Origin of the sequence: Leeuwenhoekiella parthenopeia, assembly GCF_020782115.1 — a bacterium.
Taxonomy (GTDB): domain Bacteria; phylum Bacteroidota; class Bacteroidia; order Flavobacteriales; family Flavobacteriaceae; genus Leeuwenhoekiella; species Leeuwenhoekiella parthenopeia.
Window position 1 is genome coordinate 12,572 of record NZ_JAJGMW010000033.1, and the last position, 21,319, is coordinate 33,890.

General features: G+C 40.5%; 20 protein-coding genes. 7 read left to right on the top strand and 13 right to left on the bottom strand.

Going from position 1 to position 21,319, the window contains the following annotated elements; all coding sequences use genetic code 11:
• Positions 1–29: 29 nt before the first annotated feature.
• Positions 30–410, bottom strand: coding sequence for a hypothetical protein (locus LLW17_RS17655; RefSeq protein ID WP_228231616.1), 381 nt, complete (start codon positions 408–410; stop codon positions 30–32).
• A gap of 264 nt (positions 411–674) precedes the next feature.
• Between LLW17_RS17655 and LLW17_RS17660 the strand changes: the two genes are divergently transcribed.
• The 5 genes from LLW17_RS17660 to LLW17_RS17680 all read left to right on the top strand — a co-directional run bounded on the left by LLW17_RS17660 (position 675) and on the right by LLW17_RS17680 (position 6,335).
• Complete coding sequence (locus LLW17_RS17660; protein WP_228231617.1) at positions 675–2,195, top strand: DEAD/DEAH box helicase; 1,521 nt, start codon at positions 675–677, stop codon at positions 2,193–2,195.
• A 92-nt stretch (positions 2,196–2,287) separates the two neighbouring features.
• Entirely contained in the window at positions 2,288–2,893 is a 606-nt protein-coding gene (locus tag LLW17_RS17665) for a DUF2490 domain-containing protein (protein ID WP_228231618.1), read from the top strand.
• Positions 2,894–2,902: 9 nt separating this feature from the next.
• Positions 2,903–3,223: a hypothetical protein gene (locus tag LLW17_RS17670; protein WP_228231619.1), complete on the top strand. Its 321-nt coding sequence runs from the start codon at positions 2,903–2,905 to the stop codon at positions 3,221–3,223.
• 108 nt (positions 3,224–3,331) lie between these two features.
• Entirely contained in the window at positions 3,332–5,740 is a 2,409-nt protein-coding gene (locus LLW17_RS17675) for a TonB-dependent receptor (RefSeq protein ID WP_228231620.1), read from the top strand.
• 10 nt (positions 5,741–5,750) lie between these two features.
• Complete coding sequence (locus tag LLW17_RS17680) at positions 5,751–6,335, top strand: type 1 periplasmic binding fold superfamily protein (protein ID WP_228231621.1); 585 nt, start codon at positions 5,751–5,753, stop codon at positions 6,333–6,335.
• A gap of 69 nt (positions 6,336–6,404) precedes the next feature.
• Here the strand turns inward: LLW17_RS17680 and LLW17_RS17685 are convergent, their stop codons facing one another.
• The 3 genes from LLW17_RS17685 to LLW17_RS17695 all read right to left on the bottom strand — a co-directional run bounded on the left by LLW17_RS17685 (position 6,405) and on the right by LLW17_RS17695 (position 12,121).
• Positions 6,405–7,271 (bottom strand): sigma-70 family RNA polymerase sigma factor, encoded by an 867-nt coding sequence (locus LLW17_RS17685; RefSeq protein WP_073097290.1) that lies wholly within the window; start codon positions 7,269–7,271, stop codon positions 6,405–6,407.
• Between the two features lie 125 nt (positions 7,272–7,396).
• Positions 7,397–9,910, bottom strand: a complete 2,514-nt coding sequence (locus tag LLW17_RS17690; RefSeq protein WP_228231622.1) for a transglycosylase domain-containing protein — start codon at positions 9,908–9,910, stop codon at positions 7,397–7,399.
• Positions 9,911–10,321: 411 nt separating this feature from the next.
• A complete protein-coding gene (locus LLW17_RS17695) occupies positions 10,322–12,121 on the bottom strand; it encodes an SLC13 family permease (protein WP_228231623.1) in 1,800 nt (599 codons plus the stop codon).
• A 129-nt stretch (positions 12,122–12,250) separates the two neighbouring features.
• Between LLW17_RS17695 and LLW17_RS17700 the strand changes: the two genes are divergently transcribed.
• Both LLW17_RS17700 and LLW17_RS17705 read left to right on the top strand, forming a co-directional pair.
• On the top strand, positions 12,251–12,847 hold the full coding sequence (locus tag LLW17_RS17700) for a Crp/Fnr family transcriptional regulator (RefSeq protein ID WP_228231624.1): 597 nt from the start codon (positions 12,251–12,253) through the stop codon (positions 12,845–12,847).
• A 106-nt stretch (positions 12,848–12,953) separates the two neighbouring features.
• On the top strand, positions 12,954–13,697 hold the full coding sequence (locus LLW17_RS17705; protein WP_228231625.1) for an SDR family oxidoreductase: 744 nt from the start codon (positions 12,954–12,956) through the stop codon (positions 13,695–13,697).
• Between the two features lie 58 nt (positions 13,698–13,755).
• Here LLW17_RS17705 and LLW17_RS17710 read toward each other — a convergent pair whose 3' ends face one another.
• The 9 genes from LLW17_RS17710 to LLW17_RS17750 form a co-directional block, all read right to left on the bottom strand.
• The gene (locus LLW17_RS17710) at positions 13,756–14,130 is read right to left on the bottom strand and encodes a hypothetical protein (protein WP_228231626.1); all 375 of its coding nucleotides are present in this window, start codon (positions 14,128–14,130) and stop codon (positions 13,756–13,758) included.
• Between the two features lie 12 nt (positions 14,131–14,142).
• On the bottom strand, positions 14,143–14,580 hold the full coding sequence (locus tag LLW17_RS17715; RefSeq protein WP_228231627.1) for a hypothetical protein: 438 nt from the start codon (positions 14,578–14,580) through the stop codon (positions 14,143–14,145).
• Positions 14,581–14,728: 148 nt separating this feature from the next.
• Positions 14,729–15,568 carry an OmpA/MotB family protein gene (locus LLW17_RS17720; RefSeq protein ID WP_228231628.1) on the bottom strand — a complete coding sequence of 280 codons (840 nt, stop codon included), beginning with the start codon at positions 15,566–15,568 and terminating at the stop codon, positions 14,729–14,731.
• 153 nt (positions 15,569–15,721) lie between these two features.
• The gene (locus LLW17_RS17725) at positions 15,722–16,174 is read right to left on the bottom strand and encodes an FKBP-type peptidyl-prolyl cis-trans isomerase (RefSeq protein WP_228231629.1); all 453 of its coding nucleotides are present in this window, start codon (positions 16,172–16,174) and stop codon (positions 15,722–15,724) included.
• 130 nt (positions 16,175–16,304) lie between these two features.
• Positions 16,305–17,879, bottom strand: coding sequence for a signal peptidase I (gene lepB, locus LLW17_RS17730; RefSeq protein ID WP_228231630.1), 1,575 nt, complete (start codon positions 17,877–17,879; stop codon positions 16,305–16,307).
• A gap of 111 nt (positions 17,880–17,990) precedes the next feature.
• Positions 17,991–18,686 carry a 4-hydroxy-tetrahydrodipicolinate reductase gene (gene dapB, locus LLW17_RS17735; RefSeq protein WP_228231631.1) on the bottom strand — a complete coding sequence of 232 codons (696 nt, stop codon included), beginning with the start codon at positions 18,684–18,686 and terminating at the stop codon, positions 17,991–17,993.
• A 2-nt stretch (positions 18,687–18,688) separates the two neighbouring features.
• Positions 18,689–19,285, bottom strand: a complete 597-nt coding sequence (locus LLW17_RS17740) for a DUF5683 domain-containing protein (protein ID WP_228231632.1) — start codon at positions 19,283–19,285, stop codon at positions 18,689–18,691.
• Positions 19,278–20,183, bottom strand: coding sequence for a ParB/RepB/Spo0J family partition protein (locus tag LLW17_RS17745; protein ID WP_228231633.1), 906 nt, complete (start codon positions 20,181–20,183; stop codon positions 19,278–19,280). Before LLW17_RS17745 ends, LLW17_RS17740 begins: the two co-directional genes overlap by 8 nt.
• 2 nt (positions 20,184–20,185) lie before the next feature.
• Positions 20,186–20,953: a ParA family protein gene (locus LLW17_RS17750; protein ID WP_228231634.1), complete on the bottom strand. Its 768-nt coding sequence runs from the start codon at positions 20,951–20,953 to the stop codon at positions 20,186–20,188.
• Positions 20,954–21,319 lie beyond the last annotated feature (366 nt).

Here is a 21,319-nt window from a genome sequence, read left to right on the forward strand (position 1 = left end):
CTTTTTATTTCTATAAGGCTGAAGAGAATTTAGTTTTCTTCAGCATATTCCTGTAGCGCTTCAACGTAAGCCCTTAAATCAAGTCTGTTTGCTTTATTTTCAGGTTCAGCAATAAGGTTGAGTAAGTAGAGCAGGCTTTCTTCAGGTGTTGATTGATTTTCCTGATCCTCAAGCAGTTCTTCATAGCCCTCAATGGGTTCCTCTTCAGGGATTGGGATATCAAAGGTTTGGTATTCTTCAATATGCTCAAAGGTTAAACGTATGGTTTTAGCTAACAGGGGACGCTTTTCTTCAACAGCGAAAGGTCTCAGATCCTTTAGGTCGGCAACGATCGTATTGGTAATGATGCCGTTCAACTCAACTTCTTCTATGAGCTTATTTATAAGTTTTTGTGCTTTCGGGTTCTTCAAAATTGATGGGTTTTATTTAGAAAACAAAGGTAACGGTTTGAAGCTTTTTTTTTCAAATTCAAACGGGCATTTTTTTTTAATATGTGCGGAAGCTTAGGATCTGGACTATAAGGTCTTTTGATTAGACTTTGAGACTTTGTAGATTTTTCAGAATAAAGAGACTTTATTGCCAAATTGGTAATTCCACGCAGAATCTTACGATAAGCCCTTTAAATCCCTTATTTTTGCAAAATTCATAATTACACAGAGCTACAAAAAAGCAGTATGGCGCAAGAGCAGGATTCAAATAGCGGAAAAGAATTATACAAATACCAGTTAAATGATCTCGACCGGATTTTTTCCTGTATGGAAGAAGAGGCCGATGATTTTAATCTGCTTTACCAGCTACCCACGGGCGGCGGTAAAACGGTTATTTTTTCTGAAATAGTACGCAGATATATAGAGCAGAAGCAAAAGAAGGTCGTGATTCTTACCCATCGTATTGAGTTGTCCTCACAGACCTCAAAAATGCTCAAAACCTTCAATGTGCCAAATATGATCATTAACTCCAAGGTTAAAAACCTTGAGGGTCACGAAGATTATATGTGTTATGTGGCGATGGTAGAGACGCTTAACAACCGGCTTCAGGATGAGAAGATAGATATTGATGATGTAGGGCTGGTCATTATAGATGAAGCGCATTACAATTCGTTTAGAAAACTCTTCAGTTATTTTAAGGATGCCTTTATACTTGGTGTTACGGCTACTCCGCTGAGTTCTAATGTGAAGTTGCCTATGAAAGACAACTACCGCAAGCTTATTATTGGTGAGAGTATAGGTTCATTAATTGAGAAAGGATTTTTAGCTAAAGCTCACGTGCATTCTTATGATGTGGGGCTTAAAACGCTGCAGGTAGGGATTAACGGGGATTACACCGTGAAATCTTCAGAAATACTGTATACCAATCACAGTATGCAGGAGAAGCTGCTGAGTGCTTACGAGGAGCGTGCTAAAGGCACCAAAACGCTGATCTTTAATAATGGGATCAATACCTCCAGATATGTGTACGAAACCTTTAGAGAAGCCGGCTACGACGTGCGTCATTTAGACAATACGCATACCAATAAAGAGCGGAAGGCGATCTTAAAATGGTTTAAAAACACACCCGATGCCATACTTACTTCGGTAAGTATTCTTACTACCGGTTTTGATGAACCTACCGTCGAAACCATAATTCTAAACCGGGCAACACGTTCACTCACGCTGTATTTTCAAATGATAGGTCGGGGTTCACGTATTTTACCGGACAAGAAGAGTTTTCAGGTCATTGATCTGGGGAATAACATGGCACGTTTCGGACTTTGGGATGCGCCGATGGACTGGAATGATATCTTCCTGTATCCTGATTTTTATCTGGAAAACCTGATAAGTGACGAGGAAATCGAGCGTAATTTTGAATACGTTATGCCACCTGAGCTTCGGGCACAATTCAGCAACAGCACCAATATTGATTTTGATATCAAAAAGGAATACGAGGAAGTTTTTGCCAAAGGTCTAAAATCTAAGGAAGCTTTAGAACGATCTATAAATCAGCATGCTCAAATTGTTTTTGAGAATACCGAAGACATTTTTGATGCGCGTATTCTTGCGCGGGAACTTAAGGAAGAAATACAATACCGTATCAGACAGTATTCTTACTGTATTATGAAGAACACCAAAAACTATAAAGACTGGCTCGAGGAAGATTATATGCGAAAGCTACGTTTAAAACTGAGTCAGATGTATGCCAATGTTCCTGCGCAATAATTTTCAATTTTGAATAAAGGCTTTTTTCTATTTTTTGCCATTTTAAGTTTAATAATAACAGGCAAATTACAAGCTCAGGAAGGAAACTCCACTTGGGGGCCTGGTATGGTTATTTTTTTACAACAAACTTTAAAGACTCTCAGTTTGGACTAATGGGGGATGTACAGCTTCGTAATTTTGAAGTTGCCGGCGATTTTCAGCAATCCATTTTAAGAGCAGGCTTGTTTTATAAACCCAAGGACACACCTTTAAAGCTGCTTGCCGGTTATTCTTATTTTACTTCCGGCTTTTTTGGGGAAAATGAAGAGACATTTTACGAGCACAGACCGTATCAGGATGTGATTTGGAATCAAAAGATGGCATCCAGATTGTATTTTCTACACCGCATACGATTTGAGGAGCGTATTATCGAAAATCAGGATTTTAGAATGCGTTATCGCTATATGCTAAATGCAAAAATTGCGTTAAACGCCAAGGAAATTGCCCCAAAAACCTTTTATTTGTGGACTGTCGGTGAAGTTTTCATAAATGGAAAAAAGACGGCAGTTACACCAAATTTATTTGACAGGCTTTGGTTTTTTGGCGGTACAGGTTATAAATTTACACCTGGTATTACTACAGAATTGGGTTATATGCGTGAAATAACAAATACCCAAACCAAAGGCCAGCTTATAGTAAGTTTGATTCAAACTTTTTAACGATAGTTAATGATTTTTAAAAGTAAAAACATACAACTGCTGCTCAGTATCTTTTTGGTACTGGCTGTTTTTGCTTTTAAAGTTGCCGATTTACACAAATACGTTCACGATAAGGATGATTTAAACAACCATCATTGTGAATTATGTCTTTTAAGCCAGAAACAGAAAAATCAGACTGATTTTTATTTGCCACAGGCCTATGATGGGGTGCAGTCTCCGGTAGTTGTCATTACCCGAATTCAAAAGACTTTTTTCTACACAACTATTCAAACTATTCCCGTTCTTACCGGGAAATCTCTTAATAAAGCACCCCCGTCTGCATCAGTTTAATATAAGCTTTGCAACCTTTATCCTATTGTTTTTTTGGCAATAGAATGGGTTGATTTTATAAACTGAAAATCAGTTCTCCTTTCGGATGAACTGAAATATAGATTCACTATGAAATTTTTCACTTTAGTGCTTGCAAGCCTATTTAGTATAGCTATGCAGGCGCAGGAATGCCAATACAGCATTAGCGGTGTGGTACGCGATTTTCACGATGGCCAGGTGTTACCCAATGCTACTTTAAGTATAAATGGATATCAAAAATATGCCCTGACAGATTTTGATGGGAAATACGTACTTAACGGTCTTTGCGAAGGTACCTATGTCATTACGATCACGCATCCGGAGTGTGAGGTTGCCGATTTTACAATTGAGCTAAATGGTAATGTAAAGCGCGATTTTAAACTCGAGCACCATACCGAAGAGCTAAACGCCGTTACCGTAAAGGGGCAAAACACAACAAAGGGCTCTTCATCCAGTGCTGCTCAGGTACTGCAGACCGAAGATCTGGAGGGCTATAGCAACGCCAGTTTGGGAGATGCACTGCGTGAAATACCCGGTGTTTCGTCACTTAATACCGGGAGTACGGTCGTAAAGCCGGTTATTCAGGGATTGCACAGCAGCCGTGTATTGATAATCAATAACGGTACGCGTATGGAAGATCAGGAGTGGGGGGTAGAGCACGCTCCAAACCTGGATCTAAATACTGCTGCAAACGTAACTGTTGTAAAAGGAGCGAGTGCCCTGCGCTACGGTGGCGATGCGGTAGGAGGGGTGATTTTAACCGAATCCCCCAAGGCGCCGGCCAAGGACACCCTGTATGGAAAAACAATTCTTAGTGGTGCCTCCAATGGCCGTGGCTACGGTATTACTACAACCCTGATGAAAGCTTATAAAAACGGCTTTTACCTTCAGGGTCAGGGTACCCGAAAGCGTTCGGGCGATCGTGAAGCACCAGATTATGTTTTATCGAATACCGGAGTTTCTGAAAATGATTTTTCGGTAGGTGTGGGGCTAGATAAGTTCACCTATGGTTTTGACGCTTATTACAGTATGTATGATGCTGAAATAGGTATCCTTAGGGCCAGTCATATTGGTAATGTGAGTGACCTTATACGAGCGATCAATAGCGGAGAGCCTGATGTCATAAGGGATTTTACCTACGATATCAATGCACCAAAACAGGATGTAAGGCATCATCTGGCCAAACTAAGTGTTTTTAAGCGCTTTGAGAAAGCCGGAAAGCTTACACTTGATTATTCGTTTCAGCAAAACAACCGATTAGAGTATGACATCAGAAGGGGAGAAAACCGCGATAAACCCAGTCTTGATCTAAAGCTGACCACGCATACGCTGCAAAGTAATTTTGCTTATGACGCGCGGTCTGATTTTAAGGCAGATTTTGGGGTTGAAGCTTCCTATCAGGAAAACTTCCCGAATCCGGAAACAGACATTAGACGTCTGATACCTGATTATGAGATGTATACTCTTGGAGCCTATGCAACAGCTTCGTATGACATCAATAGCAGCATTAAAATAGATGGTGGTTTCAGGTATGATTTCAATGAGATTGACGCTCAAAAATACTATCTGAACAGCAGCTGGGAAGATCGCGATTATGATGCCGATTTTTCAGATTTAATCGTTGAGCGTTTTGACAACCAATTGCTGATAAATCCGGTATTTGATTACCATAACTTTTCAGGAACGCTGGGAGGTAGGTATCAGTTTGTAAACAACTGGGATTTGAAACTCAATTTCAGCTCTGCTTCACGGGCTCCAAATCCTGCAGAATTATTTAGTGACGGCCTGCACCATTCAGCTGCGATTATCGAATTGGGAGATCTGCGTATCAAACAGGAGCAATCCTATAAAACCAGTCTTGAATTAAATGGTCAGACCGGAGGGTTCAGCTTTGGGATTAATCCCTATTACAATCAGATCAACGATTTTATAATTCTTGAGCCAACAGGGCTTCAGTACACCAATCGCGGTGCATTTCCTGTTTACGAGTATTCTCAGGTGGATGCGCGGTTATTTGGCGTAGATCTTCAGGCAGCCTATTATTTTAATGATCAGTTTGATCTAAAAACCGCATTTGCTTATGTAAACGGGCAGGATTTGGATCGTGACAGACCCTTAATTGATATGCCGGCGCCTAATGTGAACACCACTTTTTCCTTTCGCAAAGCGGAATGGAATAATCTAAATGTTTCCTTACGGAATCAAAGTGTTTTTAAACAAACGCGATTTCCCGATACTGATTTTGAGGTAACCTATATCAACGATTCGGGATCTGAAGTGACCGAAAATGTACGTGTAAGTGAATCTCCCGAAGCATACAGTTTATTTAACCTGGCATCTTCAGCAGAATTTAAGGTGCTTAATAAATCTACACTGACTCTAGGCCTCTTTGTAGATAATATTTTTAATACGGCCTATCGCGATTACCTGAATCGTCAGCGCTATTTCGCTGATGATTTGGGACGAAATTTTAAAATTCAAATAAAACTTAATTATTAAATATCAAATCATGAAAAATTTAAAAATCTCAAGCCTTTTACTTTTAGCACTAATCAGTTTCTCAAGCTGTTCAGACGATGAGGGAACACCTGAATTAATAAACGAAGAAGAAGTAATAACTACGGTAACGGTAACTCTTGTGCCTCAGACCGGAAGCACGGTAACATTAACTTCAAGAGATTTAGATGGGGATGGCCCCGATGCTCCTGTAAGAACGGTCTCGGGTAATCTGCAGGCTGGGATGCAGTATTCAGGAAGTATTGTTCTTCAAAATGAGACTGTTTCTCCTGCAGAAGTAATTAATGAAGAGATCGAGGAAGAAGCAGATGAGCATCAGTTTTTCTATCAGGTTACCGGAGGATTAGATGCTGCGGCTGTTTATGCTGATGAAGAAAATGATTATTTAACTAATGGTAGTACAAATCCTGTGGGGCTTTCTTTTACTATGCAAGCCGGGGCTGCATCTACCGGGCAGTTTACAGTTACATTACGTCACGAGCCTAATAAAGATGCTGAGGGTGTAAGTGAGGGTAATTTAAGTAACGCAGGAGGGGAAACCGATGTTGCTCAAACCTTTGACCTGACTATTGAATAATAGTCAACTTTGAAGCATAAAAAATGCCCTGCGAAAGCAGGGCATTTTTTTATTTACCAGGTAATTATTTTAACCTAAATAGGTTTTTAGCACTTTACTTCTTGAGGTGTGGCGTAATCTGCGAATTCCTTTTTCACGGATCTGACGTACGCGTTCACGGCTTAAATCAAACATCTCACCAATTTCCTGAAGGGTGTGCGGCTGCTCACCACCCAGACCGTAGTTTAATTTAATAACGTCAGACTCACGAGGTGACAGGGTTTCTAGAGCACGCTCAATCTCGGTACCCAAAGATTCCTGCATTAAATCTGCATCCGGATTTGGAGACTCACCAGACTTCAATACATCATACAGGTTAGAGTCATTTTCACCTTCTTTAAACGGTGCATCCATCGATAGATTACGACCTGAATTCTTCATTGCCAGTTTTACCTTGGCAACGGTCATATCAAGTTCTTTTGCAATCTCATCTGCAGATGGCGGACGCTCTAAACTTTGCTCTAAATAAGAAAAAGCTTTGTTGATCTTACTTATTGTACCAATCTTGTTAAGTGGTAAACGCACGGTTCTGGAATGCTCTGAAATCGCCTGTAAAATAGATTGGCGAATCCACCATACAGCATAGGAAATGAATTTAAAACCACGGGTTTCATCAAAACGCTTAGCGGCTTTTACAAGACCTACGTTACCTTCGTTAATCAAATCGGGCAATTTTAAGCCTTGATTTTGATACTGTTTTGCAACAGAAACCACAAAACGCAAATTAGCCTTCGTCAATCGTTCTAAAGCAACCTGATCGCCTTCACGAATACGTTGTGCCAACTCGACCTCCTCATCAGCGGTAATCATATCGAGTTTGCTTACATCCTGTAAATACGTGTTTAAAGATTTTGATTCCCGATTGGTTACCTGCTTGGTGATTTTGAGTTGTCTCATATATAAATTTGTTTTTTAAAGTAATTAGAATGTATTATAACATGGATATCTATCAAATCAAATTAATTAACCATCTTTAATAGTAATTTAACATTTGATTGCCCGGAAATTGCTTAATTACGGGGTTATTGATCGTCTTTTTTCTTTTTCTTCCGTTTTAAGAACGAAAAGAAGCCCCCATTGTTGCCTTCCTCTTCTTCTTCCTGAACTTCAGGATCAGGCTCAACAACCTGCTCTACGGTTTTTAATATTTTCCCCCGATCATCCAGGTAAACCTCTTCTACAGACTCTTCTTCCTGACCGTTAAAAATGGACTCAAAAAATGATTGAACTCCAGAACTTGTACTGTCACGCACTACAGGCGGGCAATTTAATGAGCTGGCAACTTCCTGAGACGGACTTCTAAATCGCTGTGAGGTCAAAGAAGCATAGGTGGTATCGGCATTAAGTCTTTGCATCCATTTAGCATAAATAGGCAAAGCCGAATTTGCACCTGCGCCCAGACCTGTACTGCTAAAGCCAATACGATAATCATCATTACCTACCCAGGTTACGGCAACAATTGTTGGTGTAATCCCCACAAACCAGCCATCTTTATTATCCTGAGTGGTCCCGGTCTTTCCGGCAATGTCATTTTTGAGCTTATACGTGTACCTTAGTCGGGTAGCTGTACCTTCACTTACAGTAGCTTTCATCATTTCGATCATTGTCTGTCTGGTACTGCTGCGCATCACCGGTTTTTCAGCGATTTGAGGTTCAAATTTTGCTATGACCCGGCCACTGCGATCTACAATTTTTGTGATATAATACGGTTTTGCGGGCTTACCCTGATTTACAAATGAAGTATAGGCAGAAGCCAAATCGCGCATTTTTATCTGTGCTGTACCTAATGCCAATGAAGGAACATAGGGTAATTTTGATTCTATCCCCATACGTCTGGCCTGCGAAATCACCTTACCAATACCTACATCGAGTAACACTTTAACGGCAACCGTATTTATAGAGTTGCTCAAAGCCCCTTTTAAGGAATACTTGAGATCTTCCCCCTCACCACCTGAATTTGACGGCGACCAGACTTTCTCGTTAAAATGATATACCTGTTTGGCACCATCGTAATAAGTACAGGGGTCCATTTGTTGTTCAAGGGCAGTGGTGTACACAAAGGGTTTAAAGGTAGACCCCACCATACGCTCACTTTGACTTACGTGATCGTATTTAAAATTTTGAAAATCGATACCTCCTACGTAAGCCAGTATACCGCCGGTTTGAGGATCCATGGCTATAAAACCGCAATTGAGAAGGGAAAGATAATGAGAAAGGCTGTCGCGTACCGACATGAGCTGTCTGCGTTCGTCGGTGTTCCAGTCAAAAATGGTGCGTTCTTTTTTTACATTCAGAGAATCTTCCAGAGCCTGCCCGCTAATACTGTCTTTAATAAGTTTTTGGTAATACGGCAGTCGTTCTAAAGAGGGCTGAAGTATTGATTTTTGATTCCACGGGGCGTAATTTCCGTAGGCTTTTTCATATTGCGTTTGCAGCGCTGCCATATGTTCGCGCATTGAAGCTTCTGCATATTGCTGCATTTTTTTATCGAGGGTGGTGTGAATGGTAAGCCCATCTTTGTACAGATCGTACGAGCTGCCATCTTCCTTAGAATAGTTTTTAAGGAGTTCGCGGGCTTCTTTTCGTATAAGTTCTCTAAAGTAAGGAGCGATGCCCAGATCGCTGCGTTCCTGATAACTAAGAACGATAGTATCACGCTCCATACCAATTGTGTCCTGAGGCTTCAGGTATTTGTAACGCAACATTTGATTGATAACGACATCCCTTCTTTTTTTAGCCCGTTCCGGATGTACACGGGGGTTGTAACTGTTATTGGCTTTAAGAGATCCTACTAGTATTGCGGCTTCGTTAAGTGTAAGGAGCTCTGTGCTTTTATTAAAAAACTTTTGGCTGGCGCTTTCAATTCCATAGGTGTTATCAGGAAAGGGTACCGTGTTAAGATATAGGTTTATAATTTCTTCTTTAGTATAGACCTGCTCTATACGCTGAGCCACTATAAACTCTTTAAATTTGGAAATAACAAGCCCCATAGTCCCACTATCAGGACGGCCGTAAATATTCTTGACCAGCTGCTGCGTAAGGGTACTTCCTCCTCCGGAAGATTCATCACGCATAAGCAGGGTTTTGAAGAAAACACGCATCAGGCTTAGTTTATCAACTCCGTCGTGCTTATAAAACCGGGCATCTTCAGTAGCAATCAGTGCGTTTTTAAGATGTACGGGAATCTCGTCAAAGCCTATAGGTCTTCGATCAAAAATGTAATAATTGCCAATGTTTTCGCCATTGCGATCCACTAATTGAGTGGCCAGGGCTTGCTCCAGATGAGTAAGTTCGTATTTGGTTGGAAGTTTCCCCCACAATCCCAGATAAATACTTAAAAAGAAAAGGGAGAACAAAAAAAATAGAGATCCAATTGCCATTAGCGGATAGCGCACCCACTTGCGTTTAATAGCCGTATGAAATTTAAGGGCGGCAAAACGAAACCCAATTTCAACGTACTTTAAAGTTTTGATAAAAAGCTTAAATGCCTTGTGTTTTAAAGAAGTGTTGGGCTTGTTTTTCAAGGGATTTCTCATAAAAATACAAAGGTAACAGTTCTACAGAAAGATAGCTATGGGGGTTTACATTAGTTTAACACGAAAAATATTTTATAAGCACTGTAACAAAAAAACTTCTGTCCCGTCTTATTTATATAACATCAATCAAAAACGTTCTTTTCTATTCAGGTTTAAAATTAGACTAACGGCTGCCGAGGCAGCGGAAAGTATACAAGACAGTGGGCTTGTTCCTTTTAAATGGGGAATGTACCGATGGTGAAAAAACCGAATTTAAAAGCCACATTCATCAATCACAAACGAGCGGTTATCTGATTCTTTTAGATAGCTGCTTTTTTTTTGGCACCGCCAAAGGATATAAAACTCCGAAGAGCGCCTAGAATTCTGGCTTTGTTTCCTTTGATGCCGCATAAGTTTGTGTTGAAAGTCTACTTAAAGTAAGCCCGAAAGCAGGAATGTTGCCACTACACACAGTATTAGCGAAAGCAAGCCGCCTACTATAAGAAAATGTTTAAACTTATAAATACCCAGATTATATATCAGCGTATTGGTCTGGTAGCCCACGGGTGTAAAGAAACTAAAGCTGGCCGCAAATAAGACCGCAAGAATAAATGGTTTCGCAGAAAGATCAAGACCAGATGCAACAGTGATGGCAATTGGGGTCATAATCACCGCGGTAGCATTATTGGATATTGAACCGCTCAAAATCATCGTTATGCTAAATAATGCACCCAAAATAAAGAGGTGATTTTTGCCTTCAAAAAACAGCAGTAATTTTTCAGATAACCAGACATCGGCGCCGCTGTTTGTCATGGCAACTCCCAATGGAATCATACCGGCAAGCAGGAAGAAAATTTGCCAGTCTACTTTATGATAAATTTTATCCATTTGCAGGCTGTTTGTCAGCAATAGCAAAGCAATTCCCGTGAGCGAACTCGCCAAAATGCTCAACAAGCCCGAAGCCGCAAGGCCAATAACGGTAATGAGGATTGCTGCGGTAATGTATTTCCGTTTTACATCTGTATTTTGAAGCGATTCGTGCGTTTTAAGAACAGCTATACCTTCCACGCGCTCGAGATTTTGAATTTCCGCCTGAGTGATTTCCAGCAAAATACGATCACCTGATTTGATGCGGATTTGATCCAGATCCTTTCGAATGAGTCTTTCGGTAGTGTTGCGGATGTTTTTTCGTTTTTTAATAGCCACCGGCAAAGCCCCTTCAAGCTTGTAGCGTTTTATACTGGAAAGAGAATTTCCTATAAGTGAAGATCCGGGCAGTACAAGTACTTCGACCAGTTGAATGCCTGTATCATCAGATTCTTTAGTTTCTGAGTCGGTTAGTCCGGTTTTACGTTCCGAAATTCCTTCTTCATTTGATATGCGCCCTATAGTTTCCAGATCGGCCATCAAAACCAGTTTATCCCCTTCCGCAAGAGTGATGTACTTGCCCGGTGCATTGGTCACTATTCCATTTCGAACCAATTTTAATAAGGTAACATTAGGATTGTTGAGCAGGGAGGACTTATCGATAGATTTGCCTATGAGTTTTGAATCTTTTGTAATGCTCAGTGTAGTGATGAGTTCGTCGAGCTTATAAGCTGTTTCCAGGTTTTCTGAAGCATTACCTTTCGGGAGAAAGCGTGATGCAATACTGACGACGATAATTCCGATAAGCAGAAAAATACCTCCGAGCCAGGCAAACTCAAAAAAAGCAAGTTTTTCAACGCCTCTGTTTTGTGCAATAGAATTTACAATGAGGTTTGTAGAAGTACCCATTAATGTGCAGCTTCCGCCCAGAATACCGGCAAAAGATACCGGGAGTAGTAATTTCCCGGAAGGGATTCCGAAGCGTTCAGACAATTGAAATATAATTTTGATAAACACAATAACCACTGCGGTAGTACTTATAAATGCCGAAATACCTGCGGTTATAAACATAAATACCGGAATCAGCAGGATCATAGGGAGAATGCTGAGTTTCTGCAGGCCCTGGGCAAGCCAGGCAATTACGCCGTTATCCTCAAGGGCTATGGCCAGAATCATAAGTGCCAGCACGGTAATGGTTGCGGTATTGGAGAAGCCGCTTATACCTTCTTCGGGAGAGACCAAACCCAGTAAAACCAGAGCAACGATAATAAAAATGGCGATTTTATCAACCGGGAAGAGTTCGGTGACAAAAAATACAATAGTTAATCCCAGTATGATAAATACTTCAATAATCGCCAGATCCATAGATTCAATCTTTTTTATAAAAGTATGTTGAAACTTAAAGCGCTATTCCTAAATTAAACTTAAACCTGTAATCTAAAATTGAAGTGAGCTGCAATAAGTTTATCTTTAATTTTCTATAAGTTTAGTTTAATGTATTCTGCACTCCGTAGTCATATAGAAGCAATTGTTTCCCTTACCGATAGCGAATTTGAAGAGTTTGTAAGTATCCTCTCGCTTGAGAAATTTAAAAAGGACGAGTTTATAATCAGACAGGGGGATGCCGTTACAAAAGAGTATTACGTTCTTGAAGGTTGTGCACAGGCCTACTATGCCTCAGAAACCGGGGATCGCTCTGTGCTTCAATTTGCTATAGAAGATTGGTGGATCAGTGATTTTTCTGCGTTTTATAACAATACTCCGGCGGTTTTAAACGTGCGGTGTATAGAGGATACCGTGGTATTGGGGCTGCACAGGCAGCATCTGGAGGAGTTTTATGAACGGGTACCCAAATTTGAACGTTTTTTCCGTATCAAGGTCACTAAAGCTTTTCTTAGTTTAAAAAACCGCATTCAGAGCGGTCTTGATAAAAACAGTAAAGAGCGCTATCTGGATTTTTGTCAAACCTATTCCAATATTGAAAGACGGGTACCCAACTATCAAATCGCCAGTTACCTGGGTATTCAGCCTCAATCACTAAGTCGCATTCGCAAAGAGATCCAGACTTCGGGTCCCGATATTTCAACTTAACACTGCTTAACAGGTTTTAATGCAGGCTTAACAGGTTACGCTCACATAGGTGAATAAATTGCCTATGGCTGTTAGTTAATTTTACCTGAACCAAAAAATTAATAATATGAGTTTATCAAATAAAACCATTATAGTAACCGGTGCTTCAAGTGGAATAGGCGAAGCAACAGCTAAAACCCTTGCCGCTGCAGGCGCTAATGTTGTGATTACAGCACGACGTACAGAACGTCTTCAAGAACTTAAAGATTTAATTGAAAAGGAGGGTGGTAAGGCACTTGTTGTAACTGCTGACGTTACCAGTAAGGAAGACTGGAAAAAAGTAATGACCGAAACACATAAGACATTCGGAAAAGTGAATGTACTGGTCAATAATGCCGGATTAATGCCACTATCATTTGTTGAAAACCTAAAAACGGATGAATGGGACAAGATGGTAGATGTGAATATTAAAGGTGTTTTGAATGGGGTTGCCAGCGTAGTGCCCGATATGAAAGAAACCAAAAATGGACACATCATTAATATATCATCTGTTGCAGGGCGAAAAGTAATGCCCGCAGGAGCCGTCTATTGCGCTACAAAATATGCGGTGCGTGCCCTAAGTGAAGGTATTCGTCAGGAAATGGGACCCAAATACAATACAAAGGTAACAGCAATCGAACCCGGTTTTGTTGCTACAGAGCTGACCAATACGATTACTGATGAAGATGTACAGGATATGATGTCTCAGTTTGAAGACCTTACTCCACTTCAGGCTCAGGATATCGCCAACTCTATTTACTATGCCTTATCACAACCGGAACATAGCAGCGTGAATGAGATTTTAATAAGACCTACAACTCAGGAATTATAAGATCTTTTCTAATTATAATAATCAAAGCTTCATCGATTTTCGGTGAAGCTTTTTTGTTTTAGCAAATAAAACTAAAATTTAAAAGGCTCAATATTCCCAGAATGAGTGCTGTAAGACCAATGATCGCCCTATAAGGATTGAGCACTGAAGCGGTTTTATTAAAGAAGTTATGCAGGCCGGGTTGGTTCTCAAGCTTTCCGCCGAGCAGGGTAAGGCCAGCTAAAATGCTTACCAGATCCCTGAAAAAACAAAAGGGTTTTAGCAAATACCAGATTCCCAAAATCAGACAAATTCCACCTATAACTGCAGCAAAGGGGCGTAAAGCGTTTGCGATTTTTGTGAAAACCTGAGCATCACCATCCCATTTATCCAGTGTGGCGATTGCCAGAAGGATTCCGGCACAAATAAGGGCCAGTTCATAAAGTATATGCATAACGGCTGAAGTTTACAATTCATCAAAATTCTGAAGCGGCACGAGTTCTTCCTGCTCGCGTATAAAATTAACCGCTTCCAGCAGGCTATCAAAGGATAGAATAGCATCTTTATAAAAAAAACGTTCAATGACCAGATTAAGCATAGACTTTTCTCTGTAGGTAACAGCTGCAAATAATTTAAAAGTCTTGCCCATTTTTAAAAACTTGAGCCAATCCTGAGGTTTGATCGAATAGTCGTTGATTCTGTTAGATATGTAGTTGAGGTGATTGGTTTCAGTTCCGTAGAATTGTATACCTAAATTGATTACTGTAAAGGCTTTTTCCCAATCAAACAAAACACCTTCTGCAATTTCTGATATGATAAAACTATCAAAGAAATAGAATACCCCAAACGGCAGCTTATGCTCTTCCAGAACATGGTGTATAAGTGGTGTATCCCGTACTCTCATACCCCTAAAGTTAGCTAAAGAAAGATTTATTTTAAAAAACTCAAAAAAAAAAATGTGGTCTATAGGTCAGTTTATCAGACTTTTAAATCACCTGAAATAAAAAAAGCTGCCGGTAGGCAGCTTTTTAGAAGTAATTAGGGGTTAAAAGTTAGTCTGTACTGCTAACCAGTGATAAGAATTTATCCAGATTAGGCAGAATTACTATTCGGGTTCTTCGGTTTTTTGCGCGGTCTTCTTTGGTAGCATTGTCAACAAGCGGTAAGTAACTACTACGCCCCGCAGCTATTAATTTTGCCGGATCAACATCATATTTATCCTGCAGCTCACGAATGATTGCTGTAGAACGTTGTACACTTAATTCCCAGTTATCCTTGATGTAAGCCCCCGGTTTTACAGTTTGGTCATCGGTATGCCCTTCAACCATTACTTCAATGGCAGGTTCAGAATTGATAACATCGGCAAGGCGCTTTAAAAGATCATCTGCTTTTTTGCTTACGCGATAGCTTCCGCTGTTAAAAAGCAATTTATCAGACACGTTAATCATAACCACAGTCTCATCAATGTCAACCTGAATATCATCATCTGCAGTGACGTTTTCGTCCAGATTCTTTTTCAGATTATAAGAGATTGCGAGGTTCATAGAGTCTTCTAAAGAACGCGCTTGGGCTAACTCCTGCTGGTCTGCATTCTTAAGCGTTTCACGCATTTTGGCTTTTGAAGCTTCAGACATTACAGCCAGATTTTCAACCAGGTCTAATTTTTGATAATTCTCATCTCTAAGCGAGTTGATTTTGGTGTTGTAATCTGCTACACGATTTTCGATAGCGTTGTACCTGGCTTCCAGCTCTTCCTTTTCAACCTGAGTTTTGGTAAGTGTTACCCGGGTATTGTCATACTGGCTTTGTAATTCGGTGTATTTCTTTTTAGATACACAAGAAACGGTAAGTATGGTTACGCCCAGGGCCGCAACGGTGTTTAAAGTTTTCATTTTTCAAAAAATTATAGTTAAGTTTCTATAACCTTGAAAAATGGCCAATAGTGCCCTGAAGTTCTTATTTTTCTGTTAAAAAAAGAAATCCTGCCATTCGATAAATGTCAGGATTCCTGATTTAAAGCTGGTTAACAGCTTATGTTGAACTAATTATTTTATTTCTACAAGCTCCAGATCAAATACCAGATCCTGACCTGCCAGCGGGTGATTGGCATCAATCACGATACTTTCGCTACGCACTTCGGCTACACGAAGTTGACGTTCTGTACCGTCGGGATTTTTAGCCATTAAGCCCATTCCTACCTGAGGATCAATTTCTGAAGGCAGGTCACTTTTGGGTACTTCCTGAAAAAGTTCTTTTCGTACTTCGCCATAGGCTTCAGCTTCAGGGATAGTAACCGTTTTTTTCTCTTTTTCGGTCATGTCGATCAATCCCTGCTCAAAGCCCGGGATAATCATACCCTGTCCTAATTGAAATTCAAGGGGTTGCTTGTCTACTGAACTGTCAAATATTTGACCATTAGTAAGCTTTCCGGTGTAGTGTACCTTTACGGTATCGTTATTTTTTACTTTACGTTTTGTGTTTTTTTCCTGTGTTTCCATAGGAACAAGCTAAAAAACAGGCTGTGTAATACCTAAGCAAAAGTGTTAAAATCTGAATTTTTAGGGGTCTAAAAACAAAAAGCATCAAAACCTGAGGAATTGATGCTTTTAGATGCGATTTCTTGAACTATTAGGACTTCGCTGCGCGCTTGTTTTTAACAATTTTGGAAATAACCAGGTAAGCAATTAGCGCAATTACAAAGTAGAGGAAATAAGATACCGGTTTGCCATCGCCGCCTACTGTAGTAAACAGACGTTCCCAGCGAATTTTCTCCGTAATTCCCTTGCCATTACTATCCCAGCTAAACCAGATAAATACCGGCTTACCTACGATATGGTTTTCAGGAACAAAGCCCCAAAAACGACTGTCCTCACTATTGTGGCGATTATCGCCCATCATCCAGTAGTAATCCTGTTTAAACGTGTAGGAGGTAATAGGCTGGCCATCAAGCATTACCTGATTGCCGCTTACGGTAATTTTCCGAGGCTCTCCCATTTCTTCACCCTCATAAACCTCAATAAGACGCTTATAAAGTGGAATATTTTCGGGGGTAATTGCAGTAGACGTACCTTTTTTAGGAATATAAACGGGTGCGATCTGATCTACGTTACCCAGACTTGCAGATCCCTTGGGAAAGATAGAGGCTTCTTTTTCACCCTGAGGTGTTACATAACGCTCCAGCGATTCAACATTAGGATGATTTTTAAAGCGTTCTGCGTTTTCTTCAGAAAGTTCTGAGATAAAAAACTGCTTGCCCTGAACAAACTGTAAACTTTTTATTTTGTATTCATTATACAGGTTTGATGCATTAAAACCTCCGCTTTTTGAAACACCGGTGTATGCGTATTGCAATTGAGCACGGTCTGGTAACCCGAGCGGTTTATTATTTACAAACACCTTACCGTCTACAACCTTAAGGCTGTCACCCGGCAAGCCTACTGCACGCTTGACGTAATTTGACTTTTTATCTATGGGCTTATGATAGTATTTGCCATCATCAAGGCCGTAAAATGCGTTTACAGTATCTACCGGCCAGCTGAAAACAACAATATCACTGCGCTCCACATCCTGAAATCCAGGTAATCTGAAATAGGGGAGTTGGGGTTTGTCTAAATAGGATTTGATGCCCAATCCCGGTATGGTATCGTGCACCATTGGGAAACTTACCGTAGTCATTGGAGTACGGGCACCGTAGTGGAATTTACTCACAAACAAAAAATCTCCAATAAGCAGGGTACGTTCTAAAGATCCCGTAGGAATGGTAAAGGGCTGCATAACATAGGTATGCACAATAGTTGCTGCTACGACCGCAAAAAGAATGGAGCTTATCCATTCTCCCGATGCACTTTTAGGGACTAAAGAGCGAGCTTCTTTATAACTTACGTCTGCGGCGTAGTTGATGTAGAATAAATAAAAACCAAGTGTAACTATGGCCAGAAGGGTATCGGTAGTCGTGTTTTTACCAAAACTGCGTGCCGTTTCAACCCATATAACCGGAAACATAATAAGGTTTACGATAGGAATAAAAAGAAGAATCGTCCACCACCAGGGGCGACCTATAATTTTCATTAAAATGACCGCATTATAAACGGGTATGAGAGCTTCCCAGGCCTGTCTGCCGGCTTTTTTATATAATTTCCAAGTTCCCAAAAAGTGAATAACCTGTACCAGCAGGAAAAAAATAAACCATTGCATTAGTGTCATAGGTCTTTATTTTTAAAAGTCGACTATAAAAAATGGCAGCGGCCATTTTTGAGTAAGTCAATTAAACAGTTGTTCTGTTACATTGTATTAAAGTGAAAAAAGCTCTGCGTTTTATAAACCCAAAACATCTTTCATACTGTAAACTCCGGTTTTATCCTTTAGCCATTCGGCGGCGATTATGGCTCCCAAAGCAAAACCATTGCGGCTGTGTGCCTTATGCTCTATTGTGATCTCATCTACTTCGCTTCGGTAATTGATGATGTGGGTGCCGGGCACTTCACCCTCGCGTTTAGCCGTAATCGTCAATTTACCGGTCTCTTTTTCGTCTAAAACCCAATCTTTTTTATCCGAATGATCGAGAATTCCTTCGGCCAGAGTGATAGCGGTACCGCTGGGCGCATCCAGTTTGTGTATGTGATGAACCTCGGTCATTGAAACGTCATATTCCTGAAGGTTTTTCATCATTTGCGCCAATTGTTTATTTAGCTCAAAAAAGATGTTGACTCCCACGCTAAAATTAGATGCATAAATAAATGCGCCTTTTTTGTTTTCGCAAAGCGAAACCATTTCATCATAATGATCGAGCCAGCCCGTAGTGCCCGAAACAACCGGAATCCCGGCTTCCAGGCAGGCCGAAATGTTATTTACGGCAGCATCAGGAATACTAAAATCTATGGCAACATCTGCGCCGTTAAAGTCATAATCATCGTCCTGATCTATGGTTTTCACGATCTGATGACCGCGGTCTGTCGCAAGTTTTTCTATGGTTTTTCCCATTCGGCCATAGCCTAAGAGTGCAATTTTCATAACTAAAAGGTGTATATAATACGCATCCCAAACGTATTGGAAAAATCAATATCGTCGCGTTGTATATAGGGTGAAAAGCTCAAGCGATCTTCGATATCGTATTGAGACAGGTGAGCATCAACGTTTGCTTCCAGAATTTGAAGAACATAAATCCCTGCTGTAATGAGGATGGAAAGCTCTTTGTTTCTACGGTAAAAATCCTGAGCCCGTATTAATTGATCTTCGGTAAAAATCTGATTGATATTGCCTTCTTCATCAATTTCGGTAAATTCATCAATACGACCGGCTATGCGGTCTTTATAGGCCGTTCGATACGTTTGAAATAAATCGTGATTATAAATGGCGATACCAACACCGGTACCAATAGCCCCGTAAACCAGAGGTATTTTCCAGTAATCACCATTGTAGGCCTGGCCCAGTCCCGGAAGTACAGCTGCGTAAAAAGCAGCCCGGGAGGGTTTTAAGGCATCATATTCCTGAAAGGTTTCGTCTATTTCTTCCGCCTTGACTGTAGGTGCTTCTTCCTGCCCGTCAGAAACCTGAGCATAAAAAGTACCGGTCAGAAAAAGACCTATGATAAGCGGAAACAGTTTAGGCACCGGAGATTAATTTTTTAAGACGTTTAAAGTCTTCTTCAGAAGAGAACGGTATAATGAGTTTTCCATTGCCTTTAGCAGCAACTTTTACATCAACTTTAGCCCCAAAATAGGAAGCAAACTCTTTTTTACCATCCTCGATAAAGTCCGGTACTTTAGGTGCTTTAGATTTTGGTGCAGTTTTAATGCCCTTACCTTCTTTATAATTTTTTACCAAAGCCTCTGTGGCCCGCACAGATAAGGCATTCTCAATGATCTTTTCGTAGATATCAAGCTGGTCTGATGTACTGTCAATATTTATAAGCGCCCGGCCGTGTCCCATAGATAAAAATCCGTCGCGCATCCCGGTTTGAATGATGGGATCAAGCTTTAAAAGACGCAGGTAATTGGCAATTGTTGAGCGGTTTTTACCTACGCGCTCGCTCATTTGCTCCTGAGTAAGGTTTATTTCTTCAATAAGCCGCTCGTAGGATAATGCGATTTCAATAGGATCGAGATCTTCCCGCTGAATGTTTTCAACCAGAGCCATCTCAAGTGATTCCTGGTCGTTGGCAATGCGTATGTAAGCAGGGATGGTCTCAAGGCCTACCAGTTTTGAAGCTCTAAAACGACGCTCTCCCGATACCAGCTGGTATTTACCGAATTCAATTTTACGCACAGTAATAGGCTGAATAACTCCCAATTCACGAATTGAGGAAGCCAGCTCCTTAAGAGCATCTTCGTTAAAACTGCTACGGGGTTGAAACGGGTTAACTTCAATCTGATCAAGCTCTAACTCGACAATATTGCCTACTACCTTATCTGCTCCTTTATCTCCAGCCGACTTGATGTCGTTGTCAGGATCTTTCAACAAGGCTGAAAGACCACGACCCAGAGCTTGTTTTTTCATTGCTTTAGCCATGCTTACGCGTCATTTTTTGTAATTATCTCCTGGGCTAAACTTAAGTAATTTGCAGCACCTTTGCTGCCCGCATCGTAGTTTATTATGCTTTCTCCATAACTGGGCGCCTCACTTAAACGCACGTTACGCTGTATTATGGTTTCAAAAACCATTTCGTCAAAATGCTTTTGAACCTCTTCAACTACCTGATTAGACAATCTCAGTCGGGAATCAAACATGGTAAGTAATAGTCCCTCTATATCAAGGCTGTTGTTGTGAATTTTCTGAACGCTTTTAATGGTGTTGAGCAATTTACCCAGACCCTCCAGCGCAAAATACTCACATTGTATAGGAATGATAACAGAATCTGAGGCTGTTAGCGCATTAAGCGTTAAAAGACCCAGAGAAGGGGCACAGTCGATCAAGATATAATCGTATTGATCTTTTAAGTGGCGAATGGCTTTACGCAACATATACTCTCGCTGCTCCATTTCTACCAATTCGATTTCAATAGCAACCAGATCAATATGAGCCGGAATGAGATCCAGGTTAGGAGATTCGGTTTTTATAATCGTTTCTTCAGCTGAGCTTGAGTGTTCGAGCAACTGGTATGTGCCCAACTCCACAGATTCTACGTCAATACCTAGGCCGGAAGTGGCATTCGCCTGCGGATCAGCATCAATTAGGAGCACTTTCTTTTCAAGAACACCCAGTGAGGCTGCCAGGTTTACGGAAGTGGTTGTTTTACCAACGCCCCCTTTTTGGTTTGCAATTGCAATTATTTTACCCATAGGTTTTGTGAGAATTATTAGGCGAAAATACAATATATAACCCGCATATAAAATGCTTTTTGTTAACAGTAGAGGTTGACAAACGACTTCTCGTTTTAAAGAATCGAAAGGATTTAATATTCACTGGTTTACAAACGCAAAGCATTGTTTTGAATAATAAGAGACGGCTTTTTAGCTTGTCACTCACGTCTGATATATAGGGGTTTAATCGATTTTATTTTTTTGATGTTTTTATAACCTGTACTTTCATTAGTGTTAATCATATCAAAAACTAATTATTATGAGCCAAACCAAACTAAAGCTGGAAGATTTCTCTTTTGAGAAGTTGGAGGAGCGTAAAGAGTTTACGTTCTACTACACACACGA